The organism is Pseudomonas sp. 5P_5.1_Bac1 (assembly GCF_025466015.1).
GTDB lineage: Bacteria > Pseudomonadota > Gammaproteobacteria > Pseudomonadales > Pseudomonadaceae > Aquipseudomonas.
Map to the genome: position 1 here is coordinate 1 of NZ_JANLNX010000037.1, position 18,673 is coordinate 18,673.

Below are 18,673 nucleotides of genomic sequence, written 5' to 3' on the forward strand. Positions count from 1 at the left end.
GCTTAGGCAGCGCTGTTTTGGCGGCTTGAACGCTTCAGCAGAATGCTCAGACTGGCTGTCCTTGCTCCCACAAATGTGAGCAAGAGCACTAGAATAGAGCCCGACATCTTATTCAGAAGCTATTTATGTCCGATCCCGCCGACGTTCGGCCGCTCGAGAATCTGCCTCTTGACCAATTGGTGGCCTGCCACGAGTGCGACCTACTGATGTGCAAGCCGCAGCTCAAGCGAGATGAAAAGGCTCACTGCCCGCGCTGCGGATACGAACTCTTTGCCCACCGCCATAATGTGGTTGAGCGAAGCCTGGCATTGGTCCTGGCTGCTTTACTACTCTATGTGCCTGCGAACTTCTTGCCGATCATGCAACTCCATTTGTTGGGGCAGAGCGCCGACGATACGGTGTGGAGTGGTGTGATCGGGCTGTACAACACTGGGATGCGAGGCATCGCTGTTGTGGTGTTCCTGTGCAGCATGGCGATCCCGCTACTTAAACTGCTGTGTCAGCTCGCTGTACTGCTGAGTATTCGCTGGAATGTCGGGAGGAATTACGGATTGCTCCTCTATCGCATTTATCACCATCTGCGCGATTGGGGCATGCTCGAGGTTTATTTCATGGGTGTGCTGGTCGCTATCGTCAAGCTGGTGGACCTTGCCGAGCTGAGCCTTGGGCTGGGCCTCCTGTGTTTCATCAGTCTGTTGCTGGTTCAGGTCTGGCTCGAGGTGGTGATGTCGCCACATCAGATCTGGGTTGCGTTATCTGGAGAAGACCTGCATGCGGGCGATTGATGCTGGAATCCTGATTTGTTGTGAGTGCCATGAACTCAACCGTCAGGAGCCCGATACAAGCGTCCAGACGTGCACGCGCTGCGGTGCGATCGTTCATGCGCGCCGGCCCAATAGCCTGGCTAGAACCTGGGCCTTGCTGATTACTGCAGCCATTCTTTATATCCCGGCGAACCTGTTACCGATCATGACGGTCAGCACGCTGGGTCAGGGTAGTCCGGACACGATCATGTCCGGCGTCATTACCTTGATGAAGCACGGTATGTTGCCAATTGCTGCAGTGGTGTTCATTGCCAGTATTCTGGTGCCAACCTTCAAGCTGGTAGGCATCGCCTTGTTGCTCTATTCAGTGCAGCGCCATCAGCCGTTGTCCGCTCGCCAGCGAATCCTTATGTACCGTTTCATCGAGTTCATCGGGCGTTGGTCGATGCTGGATATCTTCGTCATCGCCATCCTCGTGGCGGTGGTCAACTTTGGTCGCATCGCCAGTGTCGAGGCCAACCTGGGGGCGATTGCCTTTGCCAGTGTGGTGATATTGACGATGTTTGCAGCAGTAACTTTCGATCCCCGACTTATCTGGGATAACACGGAGTCGGACGACGACCATGAGTGATTTGCCTACGGCTAGAACCCGCCCAGCTTCGAATTGGTCGGCTATCTGGATTTTGCCTTTGATCGCGCTGGTCATCGGTGGTTGGCTGGGCTGGCAGGCCTACCGGCAGTCAGGCGTAGATATCGAGGTCCGTTTCGAGAGTGGCGAGGGTATCGTCGCGAACAAGACCGAAGTGGTCTACAAAGGTATGCCGGTCGGTAAGGTAAAGAGCCTGGTGCTGGACGCCAAAGGCAGTAATACCGGTGTAATTGCCACCATCGAGATGAGCTCGGCCGCCGAGCCTCATTTGTTGGCCAATACGCGCTTCTGGCTGGTCAAGCCCAGCGTAACGCTCGCGGGCATTACCGGGCTGGAAACGCTGGTTTCCGGTAACTACATCGCGGTCAGCCCAGGAGATGGAGAACCAACCAAGCGATTCGTCGCGCTGCCGGAAGCTCCTCCGTTATCCGATAGTGAGCCGGGGCTGCATCTGACGCTCAAGGCCGACCGGCTGGGTTCGCTCAATCGTGACAGTCCGGTGTTCTACAAGCAGATTCAGGTCGGTCGGGTGAAGAGTTACCGGTTGGCAGAAGACCAGGGCACTGTGGAAATCAAGGTTTTCATTGAGCCGGCTTATGCGCCGTTGGTGCGTAAACACACGCGTTTCTGGAATGCCAGCGGCGTCAGCGTCGATGCCAACCTGTCCGGGGTCAAGATCCGCAGTGAATCATTGGCCAGTATTGTGGCGGGCGGCATTGCCTTTGCCACGCCAGAGCACCGCAAGGACAGCCCGCCCACCGACCCGAGCCTGCCGTTCCGGCTGTATGAAGACTTCGATGCTGCCCAGGCCGGGATTCGGGTAAAGGTGAAGCTGAATGACTTCGAGGGGCTCCAAGCTGGCCGTACCCCGGTCATGTACAAGGGCATCCAGGTTGGCTCGCTGAAGGCTCTCAAGGTCGAGAGCGATCTGAACAGTGCGATGGCCGAGCTCACCCTGGACCCGTTGGCGGAAGACTATCTGGTGGAGGGCACTCAATTCTGGGTGGTCAAGCCCTCGATTTCCCTGGCGGGCATCACCGGTCTCGAGGCCTTGGTCAAGGGTAACTACATCGCGATTCGCCCGGGTGATAAAGGGGCATCCCCGCAGCGTGAGTTCGAAGCCCGCGCCAAGGCCCCTCCGCTCGACTTGAAGGCTCCAGGTCTGCACCTGGTGCTGTTCAGCGACAACCTCGGCTCGCTGGAGGTGGGAAGTCCCGTCCTCTACCGGCAAGTGAAGGTGGGTACGGTGCAGAGCTACCAGTTCTCCCGCAAGCAGCAAAAGCGCCTGCTGATTGGCGTGCACATCGAGCCGGAATATGCGGGCCTGGTCAATGGCTCTACACGGTTCTGGAACGCCAGTGGCATTACCCTTACGGGCGGCCTGTCAGGCATACAGATCAAGAGTGAGTCGCTGCAGAGTTTGATGGCAGGAGGGATATCCTTCGATACACCGGTACCGAACGTTGCTCTCAAGCGACGTATTCCTACATTCCGCCTGCACGAGAATCAGGAGGCGGCGAACCTTTCGGGTACCGCGATCACGATCAAGGTGGCTGATGCCGATGGACTGAAAGTCGGTACGCCTATTCGCTTCAAGGGGTTGGATGTTGGCAAGGTAGAAGGGGTCGACCTGAGTGCAGACTTGCAATCCGTCTTGCTCAAGGCGCGCATAACCGAAGTGCCGGAGCGAATCGCCAGGGTCGGTACCCAGTTCTGGGTGGTCAAGCCAGCGCTCGGTATCGTCAAGACCGAGAACCTGGGCACTCTGGTGACGGGCCAGTATCTGGAAGTGCAGCCTGCGGCCAAGAGCCCGGGCCCGCAGCGTGACTTCGTGGCCTTGCCCGAGAAGCCAGAGGTCCTTGGGCCTCCAGAGGGTCTGGCGCTTGTGCTGAGTGCGGCGCGACGCGGGTCGATCAAGCCTGGTGTGCCTGTGACTTATCGCGAGATACCGGTCGGCAAGGTGACGGGGTTCGAATTGGGGCAGACGGCGGATCGGGTGCTGATCCACATCTTGATCGAACCGCGCTACGCGGCGTTGGTTCGGGGCGGCAGCCGCTTCTGGAACAGCAGTGGCTTCGGCTTTGAGTTGGGTCTCTTCAAAGGCGCAACCGTACGGACCGAGTCCTTGGAAACCCTGATCCAGGGCGGTATCGCCTTTGCGACACCGGATGGTGAACAGATCGGCAAGCCGGCGTTACCGCAGCAGACCTTCGCACTGTTCGACAAGGCAGAAGATGAGTGGCTGCAATGGGCGCCGAAGATCCCGCTCGGTAAGTAATCCGTGCCCGGGCCCGTGGAGTTTTCCGCGGGCCTGGATGTGAATCACACCGCGCTCCCAAGGGTTCTCGCCAAATCGCAGGCAATAAAAAACCGACCCTGAGGTCGGTTTTTTAACAAGCTTGTCGCTTAGGCAGCAGTTTTCAGCGCCTTGATGTGGCCATTCAGACGGCCTTTATGGCGGGCAGCTTTGTTCTTGTGGATGATACCTTTGTCGGCCATACGGTCGATTACAGGTACAGCCAGGGTGTAAGCAGCTTGCGCTTTTTCGGCGTCTTTTGCGTCAATGGCTTTCACTACGTTTTTGATGTAGGTACGAACCATGGAACGCAGGCTGGCGTTGTGGCTGCGACGCTTCTCAGCCTGTTTTGCACGTTTTTTGGCGGAAGGTGAGTTGGCCACCGTCGAGCTCCTCGAAAGACTTGGTAAATAGCAAACAAAATAGGCCGCGAATCATGCCGATGAGTTGACCGGTTGTCAAGGCCGAGGGCGGAGTTCCGCCCAATGGCCAATCTCTCCATCGGGATGATTCCCTTCTGGTGCATGACCTGTAAACTCGGGAGCTTTTGCGCTGCCTCTTTTGCGCGGCGCGCAGTATCGCATATCCGGATGGCTTTCGGCCTGCCCTTCATCTATCTGCCATGAAAAACTTTCGATGAATCTGCTCAAATCCCTGGCTGCGGTCAGCTCCATCACCATGGTGTCGCGTGTGCTGGGTTTTGTACGGGACACCATTCTGGCGCGTATTTTCGGTGCTGGAGTCGCAACTGACGCCTTCTTCATTGCCTTCAAGCTGCCCAATCTGTTGCGCCGGATCTTCGCCGAGGGCGCATTTTCCCAGGCATTTGTGCCGATACTGGCCGAATACAAAACCCAGCAGGGTGAAGAAGCGACCCGCACTTTTGTCGCTTATGTCGCCGGCCTGCTGACCCTGGTGCTGGCACTGGTCACTGTGGTCGGCGTGTTGGCCGCCCCTTGGGTGGTCTGGGCTACGGCACCTGGTTTTGTCGATAGCGAGGAAAAGTTTCACCTCACCACCGATCTGTTACGTGTGACTTTTCCTTATATATTGCTGATCTCGCTGTCATCCTTGGCCGGCGCCATCCTCAATACCTGGAACCGTTTTTCGGTGCCGGCGTTCGTGCCAACCCTGCTCAACGTGGCGATGATTTTCTTCGCGTTGTTCCTCACGCCCTATTTCGATCCGCCGGTCATGGCGCTCGGCTGGGCGGTGCTGGCGGGTGGCCTGTTGCAACTGCTTTATCAACTGCCTCATCTGAAAAAGATTGGCATGTTGGTGCTGCCTCGCCTCAATGTCCGCGATACCGGTGTCTGGCGAGTGCTGAAACAAATGCTGCCAGCGATCCTTGGCGTCTCGGTCAGCCAGATCTCGCTGATCATCAACACCATTTTCGCGTCCTTCCTGGTGGCGGGTTCGGTGTCGTGGATGTACTACGCCGACCGCCTTATGGAGTTGCCTTCCGGCGTCCTGGGCGTGGCGCTGGGCACCATCCTCCTGCCGACCCTGGCCAAGACCTACGCCAACAGGGACCGCCAACAGTATTCGCAGATCCTCGACTGGGGGCTGCGCCTGTGTTTCCTGTTGGTGCTGCCGTGTGCCCTGGCCCTGGCGATCCTCTCGGAGCCCTTGACGGTAGCCTTGTTCCAATATGGCAAGTTCAGCGCGTTCGATGCGCAGATGACCCAGCGTGCGCTGATTGCCTACTCGGTGGGGTTGCTCGGCATCATCCTGATCAAGGTGCTGGCTCCCGGTTTCTATGCGCAGCAGAACATCCGTACTCCGGTGAAGATCGCGATTTTCACCCTGATCTCGACCCAATTGCTCAACCTGGTATTTGTCGGGCCACTGCAGCATGCCGGACTGGCCTTGGCGATCAGCGTCGGTGCCTGCCTCAATGCCGGTCTGTTGTATTGGAAGTTGCGTCAGCAGCGTCTTTTCGAACCTCAACCGGGCTGGGGGCGTTTTCTGCTCAAGCTCGTGATTGCAGTAATTCTGATGTCGGCCGTACTGATCGTTGGCCTGATGTTCATGCCGCCTTGGGCGCAGGGCGATATGTTGATGCGGTTCTTGCGGCTGGGCGCGCTGATTGCGGCCGGCATCCTGACCTATTTCGGCAGCCTGTTCCTGTTCGGCTTCCGCCCCCGGGACTTCGCCCGCAAGGCGCTGCACTGACGGACGGCGCGGGCCGGACGTCGGTTTTGTACGATCCACGTCCTGGCTTCGCGCTGTTGCCTGTCGTCGGCGCCCGGGTGTGGTTATAATCGACCACTTTATGAGCAAGAAGCGCGTTATGCAGCTGGTTCGAGGCCTCCACAACCTTCGCCCCCGGCACCGGGGCTGCGTTGCAACTATCGGCAATTTCGACGGTGTTCACCGCGGCCACCAGGCCATCCTGGCGCGTCTGCGTGAGCGCGCGGTAGAGCTGGGTGTGCCCAGTTGCGTGGTCATTTTCGAGCCACAGCCGCGTGAATATTTCGCTCCGGAAACCGCTCCGGCCCGTCTGGCCCGCCTGCGCGACAAGGTGGCCCTGCTGGCTGCCGAAGGTGTCGACCGGGTGTTGTGCCTGGCGTTCAACCAGCGCCTGAGCAGGCTCAGCGCCAGCGAGTTCGTCGAGACCATCCTGGTCGACGGGCTGGGTGTGAAGCACCTTGAGGTCGGTGACGACTTCCGCTTCGGTTGCGACCGTCTCGGCGACTTCGCCTTCCTGCAGGATGCGGGCAACCGCCATGGCTTCTCCGTCGAGGCGGCACAGACCGTCGAACTCGACGGGCTGCGGGTCAGCAGCACGCAGGTTCGCGATGCACTGGCCGCTGCGGACTTCGTGCTGGCCGAGCGCCTGCTGGGGCGGCCATTCCGCATCAGTGGTCGAGTACTGCACGGACAGAAGCTGGCTCGGCAGTTGGGCACGCCCACCGCCAACGTACAACTCAAGCGCCGTCGTGTGCCGCTGAGCGGGGTCTACCTGGTCAGTGTGCCAATCGATGGCAAGGCTTGGCCCGGTGTTGCCAATATTGGCGTGCGGCCAACCGTTTCCGGGGATGGCAGCGCCCACCTGGAAGTGCATCTGCTGGATTTTGCCGGTGATCTGTATGGCCGGCGCCTTACGGTGGAATTCCACCACAAGCTGCGCGAAGAGCAGCGCTTCGCCTCCCTGGAGGCGCTCAAGTCGGCGATCGATGCGGATATCGCCGCCGCACGTGCCCATTGGCACGCTCAACCGCTAACGAAGAGCCTGAAATGACCGACTATAAAGCCACGCTTAACCTTCCGGACACCGCCTTCCCTATGAAGGCCGGCCTGCCACAGCGCGAACCGCAGATCCTGCAGCGCTGGGACAGTATTGGCCTGTACCGGAAGCTGCGCGAAATTGGCAAGGATCGTCCGAAGTTCGTCCTGCACGACGGCCCGCCCTACGCCAACGGCAAGATCCACATCGGTCACGCGCTCAACAAGATTCTCAAGGACATGATTGTCCGCTCCAAGACCCTGTCCGGCTTCGACGCGCCTTATGTTCCGGGCTGGGACTGCCACGGCCTGCCGATCGAGCACAAGGTCGAAGTCACCCATGGCAAGCACCTGACCGCGGACAAGACCCGCGAGCTGTGCCGTGCCTACGCCGCCGAGCAGATCGAAGGCCAGAAGGCCGAGTTCATCCGTCTGGGCGTGCTGGGCGACTGGGACAACCCGTACAAGACCATGGACTTCGCCAACGAGGCCGGCGAAATCCGTGCCCTGGCTGAAATCGTCAAGCACGGTTTCGTGTTCAAGGGGCTGAAGCCGGTCAACTGGTGCTTCGATTGCGGTTCGGCCCTGGCTGAAGCCGAAGTCGAGTACGCCGACAAGAAATCCCAGACCATCGACGTAGCCTTCAAGGCCTCCGATGAAGACAAGCTGGCCGCCGCCTTCGGCCTGGCTTCGCTGCCCAAGCCGGCTTCCATCGTGATCTGGACCACCACCCCGTGGACCATCCCGGCCAACCAGGCGCTGAACATCCATCCGGAATTCACCTACGCCCTGGTCGACGTCGGCGACAAGCTGCTGGTGCTGGCCGAAGAACTGGTCGAGTCCTGCCTCAAGCGTTACTCGCTGGAAGGTTCGGTCATTGCCACCGCGCCGGGCTCGGCGCTGGAACTGATCAACTTCCGCCATCCGTTCTACGACCGTCTGTCGCCTGTTTACCTCGCCGAATATGTCGAGCTGGGCGCCGGTACTGGCGTGGTGCACTCCGCGCCGGCCTACGGTGAGGACGACTTCGTCACCTGCAAGCGCTACGGCATGGTCAACGACGACATCCTGACCCCGGTGCAGAGCAACGGCGTGTACGTCGACTCGCTGGAGTTCTTCGGCGGCCAGTTCATCTGGAAAGCCAACCCGCACATCGTCGACAAGCTGGCCGAAGTCGGCTCGCTGCTGTTCACCGAAACCATCAGCCACAGCTACATGCACTGCTGGCGCCACAAGTCCGCGCTGATCTACCGCGCCACCGCGCAGTGGTTCGTGGGCATGGACAAGCAGCCGGACACCGGCGACACCCTGCGTGAGCGTGCACTCAAGGCTATCGAAGACACCAAGTTCGTCCCGGCCTGGGGCCAGGCGCGCCTGCATTCGATGATCGCCAACCGTCCTGACTGGTGTATCTCGCGTCAGCGTAACTGGGGTGTTCCGATCCCGTTCTTCCTGAACAAGCAGACCGGCGAACTGCACCCGCGCACCGTCGAACTGATGGAAGAAGTGGCCAAGCGCGTCGAGCAAGAAGGCATCGAGGCCTGGTTCAAGCTGGACGCCGCCGAATTGCTGGGTGAAGAGGCTGCCCAGTACGACAAGATCGCCGACACCCTCGACGTCTGGTTCGACTCCGGCACCACGCACTGGCACGTACTGCGCGGTTCGCACAACATCGGCCACGAAGCCGGTCCGCGCGCCGACCTGTACCTGGAAGGTTCCGACCAGCACCGCGGCTGGTTCCACTCCTCGCTGCTGACCGGTTGCGCGATCGACAACCATGCGCCGTACCGCGAACTGCTGACCCACGGCTTCACCGTCGACGAAAACGGTCGCAAGATGTCCAAGTCGCTGGGTAACACCATCGAGCCGCAGAAGGTCAACGACACCCTGGGCGCCGACATCATGCGTCTGTGGGTTTCGGCCACTGACTACTCCGGCGAGATGGCGGTTTCCGACCAGATCCTGCAGCGCAGCGCCGATGCCTATCGCCGCATCCGCAACACCGCGCGCTTCCTGCTTTCCAACCTGTCCGGCTTCGACCCGGCCCGCGACCTGCTGCCAGCCGAAGACATGCTGGCGCTGGATCGCTGGGCGGTTGACCGTACCCTGCTGCTGCAACGTGAGCTGGAAGAGCACTACAGCGAATACCGTTTCTGGAACGTCTACTCGAAGATCCACAACTTCTGCGTGCAGGAGCTGGGTGGTTTCTACCTGGACATCATCAAGGACCGTCAGTACACCACTGGCACCAACAGCGTTGCCCGTCGTTCTTGCCAGACCGCGCTGTACCACATCTCCGAAGCGCTGGTGCGCTGGATCGCGCCGATCCTGGCGTTCACCGCCGACGAGCTGTGGCAGTACCTGCCGGGCGAGCGCAACGAGTCGGTCATGCTCAACACCTGGTACCAGGGCCTGACTGAGCTGCCGGAAGGCATCGAACTGGATCGCGCCTACTGGGATCGCGTGATGGCGGTGAAGGCCGCGGTCAACAAGGAACTGGAGAACCAGCGTTCGGCCAAGGCCATCGGTGGCAACCTGCAAGCCGAAGTGACCCTGTTCGCCGACGAGTCCCTGGGCAACGATCTGGTCAAGCTGGGCAACGAACTGCGCTTCGTACTGATCACGTCTGCGGCCAGCGTCGCGCCGTTTGTCGAAGCGCCGGCCGATGCCGTGGTTACCGATGTCGCCGGCCTGAAGCTGAAAGTGGTCAAGTCCGGTCACGCCAAGTGCGGCCGTTGCTGGCACTTCCGCGCTGACGTCGGGATCAACCCTGCGCATCCGGAAATCTGCGGTCGTTGCGTCGACAACATCAGCGGCAGCGGTGAGGTGCGTCACTATGCCTAATGTGGCTGCGGGGCGTTTCGGACGCCTTGCCTGGCTCTGGCTGAGCGTGCTGGTCCTGGTCCTTGACCAGGCCAGCAAGTTTTACTTCGAAGGTGCGTTGAGCCTGTACCAGCAGATCGTGGTCATTCCCGACTACTTCAGCTGGACCCTGGCCTACAACACCGGTGCTGCGTTCAGCTTCCTGGCTGACAGCTCCGGTTGGCAGCGCTGGCTGTTTGCCTTGATCGCGGTAGTGGTCAGTGCCGTGCTGGTGGTCTGGCTCAAGCGCCTTGGACGCAACGAAACCTGGCTGGCGGTCGCGCTGGCGCTGGTGCTCGGTGGCGCCCTGGGCAACCTGTACGACCGTATCGTACTGGGCCATGTGGTCGATTTCATTCTGGTGCACTGGCAGAACCGCTGGTACTTCCCGGCCTTCAACCTGGCCGACAGCGCCATTACCGCAGGTGCGGTGATGCTGGCGCTGGATATGTTCAAGAGCAAAAAGTCCGGAGAACCCGTCCATGACTGAAACCCGTATCGGCCAGAACACCGAAGTCACCCTGCACTTCGCACTGCATCTGGAAAACGGCGATACCGTCGACAGCACGTTCGACAAGGCGCCGGCGGTATTCAAAGTGGGCGACGGCAACCTGCTGCCCGGCTTCGAGGCAGCCATCTTTGGCTTCAAGGCGGGCGACAAGCGCAGCGTAGCCGTTGCCCCCGAGAACGCCTTCGGCCAGCCCAACCCGCAGAACGTACAGATCATGCCGCGCTCGCAGTTCCAGGACATGGAGCTGTCCGAGGGCCTGCTGGTCATCTTCAACGACGCGGCCAACGCGGAACTGCCCGGTGTGGTGAAGGCGTTCGACGACGCTCAGGTGACCGTCGACTTCAACCATCCCCTGGCTGGCAAGACCCTGAACTTCGAGGTGGAAATCCTCGAGGTGAAGGCCCTCTGAGCCTGGAGTCCCTCATGCAGATCAAACTCGCCAACCCCCGTGGCTTCTGTGCCGGCGTGGACCGGGCGATCGAAATCGTCAATCGGGCGCTGGAGGTCTTCGGGCCGCCGATCTACGTCCGTCACGAAGTCGTGCACAACAAGTTCGTCGTCGAAGACCTGCGCGCCCGTGGTGCGATCTTCGTCGAAGAGCTGGATCAGGTGCCGGACGACGTCATTGTGATTTTCAGTGCCCATGGCGTTTCCCAGGCCGTGCGCCAGGAAGCGGCCGGACGTGGCCTGAAAGTCTTCGACGCCACGTGTCCGCTGGTGACCAAGGTGCATATCGAAGTGGCGCGCTACAGCCGCGACGGTAAGGAGTGCATCCTCATCGGCCATGCCGGTCACCCGGAAGTCGAAGGCACCATGGGTCAGTACGACACCGCCAATGGCGGCTCCATCTACCTGGTCGAGGATGAAGAAGATGTCGCCCAGCTTGAGGTGCGCAACCCCGAGCAACTGGCCTTCGTGACTCAGACCACGCTGTCGATGGATGACACCAGTCGCGTTATCGATGCGCTGCGCACGCGCTTCCCCAGCATCGGTGGGCCGCGCAAGGACGACATCTGTTACGCCACGCAAAACCGCCAGGACGCGGTCAAGCAATTGGCCGCCGAGTCCGATGTGGTACTGGTGGTCGGCAGCCCGAACAGCTCCAACTCCAACCGCCTGCGCGAGCTGGCGGAGCGCATGTCGACGCCGGCCTACCTGATCGATGGCGCCGAAGACCTGCAACGCAGCTGGTTCGATGGCGTCGAGCGGATCGGTATCACCGCAGGCGCCTCCGCACCGGAAGTGCTGGTGCGCGGCGTGATTCAGCAGTTACGCGATTGGGGCGCCACCGGGGCTCAGGAACTGGACGGTCGCGAGGAGAACGTCACCTTCTCGATGCCCAAGGAGCTGCGGGTTCGCCCGATCAACTGAGCTTCGTTTAGCACAAGGGCTTGTTGGTCGGCTCATGCAGCAGGCTGATACGCCCGCTGCGTGATAGCACGATCTGGTACAGGTTTTCCTGCCTGGGCTCCCCGCACACCTGCAGGGACCCGGACAGGAAAGCACCTCCGTGCCGCAACGGCACCCCCAACCCGCTGAAGCGTACCTGTTGGGCGACCGGCTGATTGCCGATAATCCTCACGTGCCCCTTCGCTGAATACTCTCGTAACAATGGTGTGTCGCTCTGTTCGAGCAGCATGCGCCAACCGTTGCCCCAGCCTCCCTCCATTGCTTGAAGCGTGATCACCCGGTTTCGCAGCAAGGCCTCGCTGCGCGCGGCTCTCAGTGCCTGGGCGAGGTGTTTCGCTGCGGCTTGCTGTTGCAGGTCACTGCTCATTTTGCTGTAGGTCGTTGTTCCGAGCTGGGTCAGCAAAGCCACCAGCGCCAGCGCGAACATCATTTGAATCAGTGTTACGCCCTTTTGCTTCACCGTGCGTTCCTCCCTGGAAGTGCTTCTCTGTAGGTTCGACCGCGAACCGGATGGCGTCGAGTCAGCCAGGTTTGCAGTTTGCCGAGGAATATTCGCGGAGGTGTGCATGGCAAGGAAGCCACAGCAGGGATTGACCCTGATTGAAGTCATGGTTGCGCTGGTGCTGCTGTCGTCAGGGCTGTTGGCGATGGCGGCGTTGCAAGGGCGCGCATTGCAGGGCTCCGATGGCGCCCGGATCACTAGCCAGGTTGCCTGGCTGGCGCAGGGGATGTTGGAGCGGGCGCGTTCGGCGGGCGGTATCGATGCCGCAGACCGGCTTGAGTTTCAGCAGTCGGTCGAGGCGTTTGTCGGCGGGGCAGGGCAAGGAAAGGTTCGGGAAGACGCCGGTCAGGTCCGTGTGAGCATTGGCTGGAGCGAGGAGCGGACTGGCGGTGGGCAGCGGCTCCATGAGCTGGGCGGTGTGCGATGAGGGCGGCAGCGGGTTTCAGCCTGGTCGAGGTGTTGCTGGCGCTGAGCCTCGGTTTGCTGGTGGTCATGGCCGGCAGCCGGGTTTTCATTGCTGCCTTGCAGAGCTGGCAGGCGCAGGAGGTTGCCGCCGGACTACAGGAAGATGCGCGTTTTGTCCTGCAGCGGCTGGCGCGGGATATCCGGATGGCGGGAATGTTCGGCTGCCTGCGGCCTGAGGCCATGACCTTCACAAGTCCGGCCACCGCGCAGGCATTCTCCCGCCCTGTCAGTCTGGAGCGCACGGGTGACGGCACGTTGCACAGCCTCACCTTGATCAGTGCCCAGGCTGGGGAGTTGGGCGGTGCGCCGGACTGGACGCTGATCACGGATTGCCGGACCACTGCCGATGTCGTTGAGGGCGTTGCGCCTCCTCGCGCAGGTACCTTCACGGTACCGCTGCGCCGTCAGGTGTATCGGTTGAACGCCGCCGACCTGTTGCTCAGCAGTGGTGGCAGCAATGCGGTGCTGATTGGAAATATCAGCCGGCTGGACGTCGAGCAGGAAACGGACCTCCTGAAACTCCGCCTCACCCTGGATGATCCGCAACGGCGAGTACGGGCGCAGACCTACCATCTGGCGGTCGCGCTTCGCAACGGGTGGCCCTGATGCGTCGGCGTGCGGCAAAGCAGCATGGAAACGTTCTGCTGCTGTGCATGACGCTGCTGATGTTGTTGGGCTTGCTGGGTCTGTCGGCCATGCAGGGTGCGATCCAGCAGCAACGCATGGCCAGTAATCTGCTGGCTTCGATGCGGGCGTTCGAGTCGGCGGAGCGCCTGTTGCGGGTAGGGGAGGCGCGTCTGCCAGGGGCCGTCATCGGTCCTTGTGGTGTCTGCCTGCCGCCCCCGGAAGCCGAGTGGGTGCAGGCGGCTGGTATCCATCATGGAGGCAGTGGCTCCGGACTTGTCTGGCAGGGTGGGGACGCCGGTCTGTACCTGATCCAGAACCTGGGGCCAAGCAATCGCGCGCGGGGCATGCCGGAAGAGCTGTCCGTCACGCTATTCCGTATTACTGCCATCGGCCTGGAGGGTGAATCCCGGGTCGTCCTTGAAAGCACCTTTGCGTGGCCGGAGCTGCCGGGTGATGTGCCTGCCCGGCGTGTCGCCTGGCGGCAAATATTCTAGGAGTATTCATGCAGCGAACCGAGAAGGGCCTGAGCCTCATTGAATTGTTGATTGTCGTCGCACTGGTCGGCATGCTGGCGAGCATTGCCTACCCCAGCTACAGCGAAATGGTCAAAAAGGCCGCGCGCACGGAAATAGTCGGGATCTTGTTCGAAAGCGCGCAGCACCTGGAGCAGCACCACTCCCGCACCGGTCGCTATACCGACTCCGAAGCGGGGGCGGCCCGACTGCCGGACGGAAACGCCCATTACAGCCTGTATGCCAAGCGCGAAGCCGACAGCTACGTCCTGACTGCCAGACGGCGGGTCGGCGCGGCCATGGCTTCTGACGCCTGCGGCGATTTCGAGCTTGATCATCGAGGAGTGCGGTCCAATCCTTCGCGCGGCGAAGATGCGCGCCTGGGCTGCTGGGGCGGTTGAAGTCATTCATGGCGCCGGGCTGGCGCCGCGGTTCATTTCGGGTACTGGATCTACAGATGACCAAGCAAGTAGTGATTGTGGGTGGCGGTGTGATCGGCCTGCTGACGGCGTTCAACCTGGCCAAGGACGTCGAGCGGGTGGTGGTGTGCGACAAGGGCGAGTTGGGCGGTGAGTCGTCCTGGGCGGGCGGCGGTATCGTTTCGCCGCTTTATCCCTGGCGCTACAGCCCGGCGGTGACTGCCTTGGCGCACTGGTCCCAGGATTTCTATCCTCAGCTTGGCGAACATCTGTTCAGCAGCACCGGGGTCGATCCGCAGGTTCATGTGACCGGTCTGTACTGGCTTGATCTGGATGACGAAGCCGAAGCGCTGGCCTGGGCGAAGCGGGAAGGGCGTCCGTTGAGCAAGGTCGCGGTGTCCGAGGCATATGCCGCCGTGCCTGTGCTCGGGCCGGGCTTCAACAGTGCGGTGTACATGGCCGGTGTTGCCAACGTCCGTAATCCGCGCTTGCTGAAGTCACTCAAGGCGGCATTGCAGGCGCTGCCCAACGTTACCCTCCAGGAACATTGCGAAATCACCGGCTTCGTCCGCGAAGGCGAGCGCATTGCCGGCGTCCAGACCACTGCGGGGACTATCGAGGCGGATGAGGTAGTACTCACGGCCGGGGCCTGGAGTGGTGACCTTCTGCGCCTGCTAGGTTTCTCCCTGCCTGTGGAGCCGGTCAAAGGGCAGATGATTCTGTTCAAGTGCGCCGAGGACTTCCTGCCCAGCATGGTCCTGGCCAAGGGGCGCTATGCGATCCCGCGCCGTGATGGCCACATTCTGGTGGGCAGTACGCTGGAGCATGCCGGTTACGACAAGACGCCGACCCCGGACGCGCTGCAAAGCCTGCGGGCTTCGGCGATCGAATTGCTACCGGCGCTGGCGGATGCGACACCGGTAGGGCATTGGGCGGGATTGCGTCCCGGCTCTCCGGAAGGGGTGCCGTACATTGGCCGGGTGCCGGGCTGCGAGGGTCTGTGGCTGAACTGCGGGCATTACCGCAATGGACTGGTGCTGGCGCCAGCTTCCTGCCAATTGTTCAGTGACCTGCTGAGTGGACGCGAGCCGATCATCGATCCGGCACCTTATGCGCCCCACGGGCGCCTGGAAGCGCTCTGACCGGCGGCAGCCGTTGGCCTCAGCGTTTGTCGCTGGGGCCTTGTTCCAGATGTGCCGTGCTGCAATACCACTCGTTGCCGCGATGCAGGGCGCGGTCGTTTGGCAGGTGCACGCCGCAGTGAGAGCAGCGCACCATCTTCAGCGGGGCGTCCAGAGGCGTGGAGGTTGAGGCGGCACTGCCTGCCTTGAACTTGCGCCACAGCCAGAACGCGGCGGCAATCAGGGCAATCCAGAAAAGTAGGCGAACCATGGTGTCCAGCTTATTCAGTGAAGATGCGCCAGTTTAGAAGAGCTGCTGACGGCGGCCAATAAAAAAGGGAGGCCCAAGCCTCCCTTTTTTCATTTCTTTGCGATCAGTCAAACACGCCGAAGGTCATGTAGCTGAACCACGAACGGTCATCATTGTTGCCTTCGGCTTCGTGATGCTCTTCCTGCATGACATCACCGTCCTTCGGCAGCAGGTCTTCAGGGATCGCTTCCTTGGCATCTTCGTATTGCTTGATCACGTCCTGGTTGGCGCGAGTTTCACCCGGCGGCAGTGGCGCGGCGGTTTCGATCAGGCCCAGGGTCGCCTTGGACAGCCAGCCACGGTTGTCGGCTTCTTCCTGACGCGGCACGAACTGACCGTCAACCAGGCTCGGATGGTCAGGGTAGTTGAGCTTCAGGGTTTCCAGGCTGGTAGCCGCCAGGTCGTCCAGGTGCAGACGCTGGTAGGCCTCGACCATCACGGCCAGACCGTCGCCGACCGATGGGGTTTCCTGGAAGTTCTCGACCACATAGCGACCGCGGTTGGCGGCGGCGACGTAGGCCTGACGGGTCAGGTAGTAGTCGGCAACGTGGATTTCGTAGGAAGCCAGCAGGTTGCGCAGGTAGATCATCCGCTGCTTGGCATCAGGCGCGTAGCGGCTGTTGGGGTAGCGGCTGGTCAGCTGGGCAAATTCGTTGTACGAGTCGCGGGCGGCACCCGGGTCACGCTTGGTCATGTCCAGCGGCAGGAAGCGCGCCAGCAGGCCACGGTCCTGGTCGAAAGACGTCAGGCCCTTCAGGTAGTAGGCGTAGTCGACGTTCGGGTGCTGGGGGTGCAGGCGAATGAAACGCTCTGCCGCGGACTTGGCCGCTTCAGGCTCGGCGTTCTTGTAGTTCGCGAAGATCAGCTCAAGCTGCGCCTGGTCGGCGTAGCGACCGAACGGATAACGCGACTCCAGTGCCTTCAGTTTCGCGGTGGCGCTGGTATAGCTGTGGTTGTCCAGGTCAGCTTGCGCCTGCTGGTACAACTCGGCTTCGCTCAGGTTTTCGTCGACGACTTCCTTCGAAGAACAAGCAGCGGTCAGTCCGAGGATGGCGATCAGCAGCAGGTGTTTCACTTGCATGGCGGCTTGCGTCCCTATGACGGCCGCTGTCTTGGGCGTGGCCGTCCTGTTATGATGAGCGCCCCGTGGAACCCTCGGGGCAAAAGACGCCGTATTTAACCACAAGCGCGCAGCCGAAACCAAAGGCTGTGCCGTCGCCTGATTCGAGCATGTCCGAGATCATTCAACTTAGCGCAGAGGTGCCGTCCGAATTGGGCGGTCAACGCCTCGACCAAGTCGCCGCCCAATTATTCGCTGAGCACTCGCGCTCGCGCCTATCCGCCTGGATCAAAGAGGGCCTACTGACCGTCGATGGCAATGTCGTGCGCCCGCGTGACATCGTCCATGGCGGTGCCATCCTGGCCCTCGAGGCCGAGCAGGAAGCCCAGGGCGAGTGGATCGCCCAGGACATCGCGCTGGACATCGTCTACGAAGACGACCAGATCCTGGTGATCAACAAGCCAACTGGCCTGGTGGTTCACCCGGCTGCCGGTCATGCCGACGGCACCCTGCTCAATGCCCTGTTGCACCACGTCCCGGACATCATCAATGTGCCGCGTGCCGGCATCGTCCATCGCCTGGACAAGGACACCACCGGTCTGATGGTGGTGGCCAAGACCCTGGAAGCGCAGACCAACCTGGTCGCGCAGTTGCAGAGTCGCACGGTCAGCCGCATCTATGAGTGCATCGTGGTGGGCGTGGTGACTGCTGGTGGCAAGATCAATGCCCCTATCGGCCGCCACGGCTCGCAACGCCAGCGAATGGCGGTGATGGACAGCGGCAAGCCGGCCATCAGCCACTACCGTGTTCTGGAGCGCTTCCGCTCCCACACGCATGTGCGGGTCAAGCTGGAGACCGGGCGTACTCACCAGATTCGGGTGCATATGGCTCACGTCAACTTCCCGCTGGTAGGTGATCCGGTCTATGGCGGGCGTTTCCGCATTCCGCCAGCCGCCAACCCCACCATGGTTGATGCACTCAAGACCTTCCCGCGTCAGGCGCTGCACGCGCGCTTCCTGGAACTGGCGCATCCGACCACCGGTCAGCGCATGAAGTGGGAATCGCCGCTGCCGGATGATTTCGTCTGGATGCTGTCGCTGCTCAAGCAGGACCGCGAGGCGTTCGTCGGATGAGCCTCCTGGCTCCCAGCCTGCTGATTCCGGACTGGCCAGCGCCAGTCCGGGTCAGGGCGTGCGTGACAACGCGCGCGGGCGGGACCAGCCAGGTGCCTTACGACACGCTCAACCTCGGTGACCATGTTGGCGATGCGCCGGCAGCGGTGGCCGAAAACCGCCGGCGTCTGACCGAAGAATGTACCGTTCGTCCGGCCTGGCTCAAGCAGGTGCATGGTCTTGCGGTGGCTTATGCCGACCCGCAGGTGATTGCTGAAGCCGACGCCAGTTGGACAGATATTCCCGGTATCGCCTGCACGGTGATGACCGCCGACTGTCTGCCCGCGCTGTTTTGTGATCGCGCGGGCACCCGGGTAGCTGCGGCGCATGCCGGCTGGCGCGGTCTGGCGGGCGGTGTGCTGGAAGCCACGCTGGACACCCTGGCAGTGGATCCCAAGGATGTTCTGGTCTGGCTGGGTCCGGCCATCGGGCCGCAGGCCTTCGAAGTGGGCGCCGAGGTTCGCGAGGCGTTCATGGCCATTCATCCTCAAGCCGCTTCGGCTTTCGTGCCCGGCGCCCAGCCAGGCAAGTTCATGGCCGACATCTATGCCCTGGCGCGTATTCGCCTGGCTGCGCGAGGTGTCGAGGCTGTCTATGGTGGTGGTTACTGCACAGTGACCGACTCGCGCTTCTTCTCTTATCGACGCAATCCGCACACGGGTCGCTTCGCATCCTTGGTCTGGCTCGAACCCAACTGACCTGAGTCAACGGCGTCAGCCTTGAATCTTCCAAAATGATCCACATCTACAGTGGTATCTCAGGCAG

The 18,673-nt window shown here is 61.4% G+C and carries 20 protein-coding genes; 16 read left to right on the forward strand and 4 right to left on the reverse strand.

Features of this window, described 5'->3' with window-relative positions:
* The first annotated feature begins 125 nt into the window (after nt 1–125).
* From NTD82_RS06210 to NTD82_RS06220, 3 genes are read left to right on the forward strand one after another with little or no spacing between them, the layout of a single operon-like run.
* Nucleotides 126–785: a paraquat-inducible protein A gene (locus NTD82_RS06210; protein WP_262128093.1), complete on the forward strand. Its 660-nt coding sequence runs from the start codon at nt 126–128 to the stop codon at nt 783–785.
* On the forward strand, nt 772–1,395 hold the full coding sequence (locus NTD82_RS06215) for a paraquat-inducible protein A (protein WP_175652012.1): 624 nt from the start codon (nt 772–774) through the stop codon (nt 1,393–1,395). Before NTD82_RS06210 ends, NTD82_RS06215 begins: the two co-directional genes overlap by 14 nt.
* Complete coding sequence (locus NTD82_RS06220; RefSeq protein WP_095154374.1) at nt 1,388–3,691, forward strand: PqiB family protein; 2,304 nt, start codon at nt 1,388–1,390, stop codon at nt 3,689–3,691. Before NTD82_RS06215 ends, NTD82_RS06220 begins: the two co-directional genes overlap by 8 nt.
* 128 nt (nt 3,692–3,819) lie before the next feature.
* Here NTD82_RS06220 and rpsT read toward each other — a convergent pair whose 3' ends face one another.
* Nucleotides 3,820–4,092, reverse strand: a complete 273-nt coding sequence (gene rpsT / locus NTD82_RS06225) for a 30S ribosomal protein S20 (protein ID WP_262128094.1) — start codon at nt 4,090–4,092, stop codon at nt 3,820–3,822.
* A gap of 253 nt (nt 4,093–4,345) precedes the next feature.
* Between rpsT and murJ the strand changes: the two genes are divergently transcribed.
* The 6 genes from murJ to ispH all read left to right on the forward strand — a co-directional run bounded on the left by murJ (nt 4,346) and on the right by ispH (nt 11,681).
* A complete protein-coding gene (gene murJ, locus NTD82_RS06230) occupies nt 4,346–5,884 on the forward strand; it encodes a murein biosynthesis integral membrane protein MurJ (protein ID WP_262128291.1) in 1,539 nt (512 codons plus the stop codon).
* 118 nt (nt 5,885–6,002) lie between these two features.
* Nucleotides 6,003–6,953 (forward strand): bifunctional riboflavin kinase/FAD synthetase, encoded by a 951-nt coding sequence (gene ribF, locus NTD82_RS06235; protein ID WP_262128095.1) that lies wholly within the window; start codon nt 6,003–6,005, stop codon nt 6,951–6,953.
* The gene (gene ileS / locus NTD82_RS06240) at nt 6,950–9,781 is read left to right on the forward strand and encodes an isoleucine--tRNA ligase (protein ID WP_262128096.1); all 2,832 of its coding nucleotides are present in this window, start codon (nt 6,950–6,952) and stop codon (nt 9,779–9,781) included. Before ribF ends, ileS begins: the two co-directional genes overlap by 4 nt.
* On the forward strand, nt 9,774–10,289 hold the full coding sequence (gene lspA, locus NTD82_RS06245) for a signal peptidase II (RefSeq protein WP_095154383.1): 516 nt from the start codon (nt 9,774–9,776) through the stop codon (nt 10,287–10,289). The genes ileS and lspA overlap by 8 nt, the downstream gene beginning before the upstream one ends.
* A complete protein-coding gene (gene fkpB, locus NTD82_RS06250; RefSeq protein ID WP_110969577.1) occupies nt 10,282–10,719 on the forward strand; it encodes an FKBP-type peptidyl-prolyl cis-trans isomerase in 438 nt (145 codons plus the stop codon). The genes lspA and fkpB overlap by 8 nt, the downstream gene beginning before the upstream one ends.
* Nucleotides 10,720–10,733: 14 nt before the next feature.
* Entirely contained in the window at nt 10,734–11,681 is a 948-nt protein-coding gene (gene ispH, locus NTD82_RS06255; protein WP_095154386.1) for a 4-hydroxy-3-methylbut-2-enyl diphosphate reductase, read from the forward strand.
* 7 nt (nt 11,682–11,688) lie between these two features.
* Here ispH and NTD82_RS06260 read toward each other — a convergent pair whose 3' ends face one another.
* Nucleotides 11,689–12,180: a GspH/FimT family protein gene (locus NTD82_RS06260; protein ID WP_095154387.1), complete on the reverse strand. Its 492-nt coding sequence runs from the start codon at nt 12,178–12,180 to the stop codon at nt 11,689–11,691.
* Between the two features lie 106 nt (nt 12,181–12,286).
* Between NTD82_RS06260 and pilV the strand changes: the two genes are divergently transcribed.
* The 5 genes from pilV to thiO are packed head-to-tail and all read left to right on the forward strand — an operon-like array spanning nt 12,287 to nt 15,387.
* A complete protein-coding gene (pilV, locus tag NTD82_RS06265; RefSeq protein WP_095154389.1) occupies nt 12,287–12,649 on the forward strand; it encodes a type IV pilus modification protein PilV in 363 nt (120 codons plus the stop codon).
* On the forward strand, nt 12,646–13,293 hold the full coding sequence (locus NTD82_RS06270) for a PilW family protein (RefSeq protein WP_095154391.1): 648 nt from the start codon (nt 12,646–12,648) through the stop codon (nt 13,291–13,293). The genes pilV and NTD82_RS06270 overlap by 4 nt, the downstream gene beginning before the upstream one ends.
* Entirely contained in the window at nt 13,293–13,808 is a 516-nt protein-coding gene (locus tag NTD82_RS06275) for a pilus assembly protein PilX (RefSeq protein WP_143501902.1), read from the forward strand. The genes NTD82_RS06270 and NTD82_RS06275 overlap by 1 nt, the downstream gene beginning before the upstream one ends.
* A gap of 8 nt (nt 13,809–13,816) precedes the next feature.
* Complete coding sequence (locus NTD82_RS06280) at nt 13,817–14,227, forward strand: type IV pilin protein (protein WP_095154395.1); 411 nt, start codon at nt 13,817–13,819, stop codon at nt 14,225–14,227.
* 56 nt (nt 14,228–14,283) lie between these two features.
* A complete protein-coding gene (gene thiO, locus NTD82_RS06285) occupies nt 14,284–15,387 on the forward strand; it encodes a glycine oxidase ThiO (protein ID WP_095154396.1) in 1,104 nt (367 codons plus the stop codon).
* Nucleotides 15,388–15,406: 19 nt separating this feature from the next.
* Here the strand turns inward: thiO and NTD82_RS06290 are convergent, their stop codons facing one another.
* A complete protein-coding gene (locus NTD82_RS06290) occupies nt 15,407–15,637 on the reverse strand; it encodes a PP0621 family protein (protein ID WP_095154398.1) in 231 nt (76 codons plus the stop codon).
* 103 nt (nt 15,638–15,740) lie between these two features.
* Nucleotides 15,741–16,757 carry an outer membrane protein assembly factor BamD gene (locus NTD82_RS06295; protein WP_095154400.1) on the reverse strand — a complete coding sequence of 339 codons (1,017 nt, stop codon included), beginning with the start codon at nt 16,755–16,757 and terminating at the stop codon, nt 15,741–15,743.
* Nucleotides 16,758–16,906: 149 nt separating this feature from the next.
* Between NTD82_RS06295 and rluD the strand changes: the two genes are divergently transcribed.
* Both rluD and pgeF read left to right on the forward strand, forming a co-directional pair.
* Complete coding sequence (gene rluD / locus NTD82_RS06300) at nt 16,907–17,869, forward strand: 23S rRNA pseudouridine(1911/1915/1917) synthase RluD (RefSeq protein ID WP_095154402.1); 963 nt, start codon at nt 16,907–16,909, stop codon at nt 17,867–17,869.
* Entirely contained in the window at nt 17,866–18,606 is a 741-nt protein-coding gene (gene pgeF / locus NTD82_RS06305; protein ID WP_262128097.1) for a peptidoglycan editing factor PgeF, read from the forward strand. The genes rluD and pgeF overlap by 4 nt, the downstream gene beginning before the upstream one ends.
* The last annotated feature ends 67 nt before the right edge of the window (nt 18,607–18,673 follow it).

Excerpts from the sequence above, each read along its gene's own strand:
- rluD (WP_095154402.1), top strand. The coding sequence starts at position 16,907 with ATGTCCGAGATCATTCAACTTAGCGCAGAGGTGCCGTCCGAATTGGGC.
- thiO (WP_095154396.1), top strand. The coding sequence starts at position 14,284 with ATGACCAAGCAAGTAGTGATTGTGGGTGGCGGTGTGATCGGCCTGCTG.
- ispH (WP_095154386.1), top strand. The coding sequence starts at position 10,734 with ATGCAGATCAAACTCGCCAACCCCCGTGGCTTCTGTGCCGGCGTGGAC.
- murJ (WP_262128291.1), top strand. The coding sequence starts at position 4,346 with ATGAATCTGCTCAAATCCCTGGCTGCGGTCAGCTCCATCACCATGGTG.
- lspA (WP_095154383.1), top strand. The coding sequence starts at position 9,774 with ATGCCTAATGTGGCTGCGGGGCGTTTCGGACGCCTTGCCTGGCTCTGG.
- NTD82_RS06220 (WP_095154374.1), top strand. The coding sequence starts at position 1,388 with ATGAGTGATTTGCCTACGGCTAGAACCCGCCCAGCTTCGAATTGGTCG.
- ileS (WP_262128096.1), top strand. The coding sequence starts at position 6,950 with ATGACCGACTATAAAGCCACGCTTAACCTTCCGGACACCGCCTTCCCT.
- fkpB (WP_110969577.1), top strand. The coding sequence starts at position 10,282 with ATGACTGAAACCCGTATCGGCCAGAACACCGAAGTCACCCTGCACTTC.
- pgeF (WP_262128097.1), top strand. The coding sequence starts at position 17,866 with ATGAGCCTCCTGGCTCCCAGCCTGCTGATTCCGGACTGGCCAGCGCCA.
- NTD82_RS06295 (WP_095154400.1), bottom strand. The coding sequence starts at position 16,757 with ATGCAAGTGAAACACCTGCTGCTGATCGCCATCCTCGGACTGACCGCT.
- NTD82_RS06280 (WP_095154395.1), top strand. The coding sequence starts at position 13,817 with ATGCAGCGAACCGAGAAGGGCCTGAGCCTCATTGAATTGTTGATTGTC.
- pilV (WP_095154389.1), top strand. The coding sequence starts at position 12,287 with ATGGCAAGGAAGCCACAGCAGGGATTGACCCTGATTGAAGTCATGGTT.
- ribF (WP_262128095.1), top strand. The coding sequence starts at position 6,003 with ATGCAGCTGGTTCGAGGCCTCCACAACCTTCGCCCCCGGCACCGGGGC.
- NTD82_RS06210 (WP_262128093.1), top strand. The coding sequence starts at position 126 with ATGTCCGATCCCGCCGACGTTCGGCCGCTCGAGAATCTGCCTCTTGAC.
- NTD82_RS06290 (WP_095154398.1), bottom strand. The coding sequence starts at position 15,637 with ATGGTTCGCCTACTTTTCTGGATTGCCCTGATTGCCGCCGCGTTCTGG.
- NTD82_RS06270 (WP_095154391.1), top strand. The coding sequence starts at position 12,646 with ATGAGGGCGGCAGCGGGTTTCAGCCTGGTCGAGGTGTTGCTGGCGCTG.
- NTD82_RS06275 (WP_143501902.1), top strand. The coding sequence starts at position 13,293 with ATGCGTCGGCGTGCGGCAAAGCAGCATGGAAACGTTCTGCTGCTGTGC.
- NTD82_RS06215 (WP_175652012.1), top strand. The coding sequence starts at position 772 with ATGCGGGCGATTGATGCTGGAATCCTGATTTGTTGTGAGTGCCATGAA.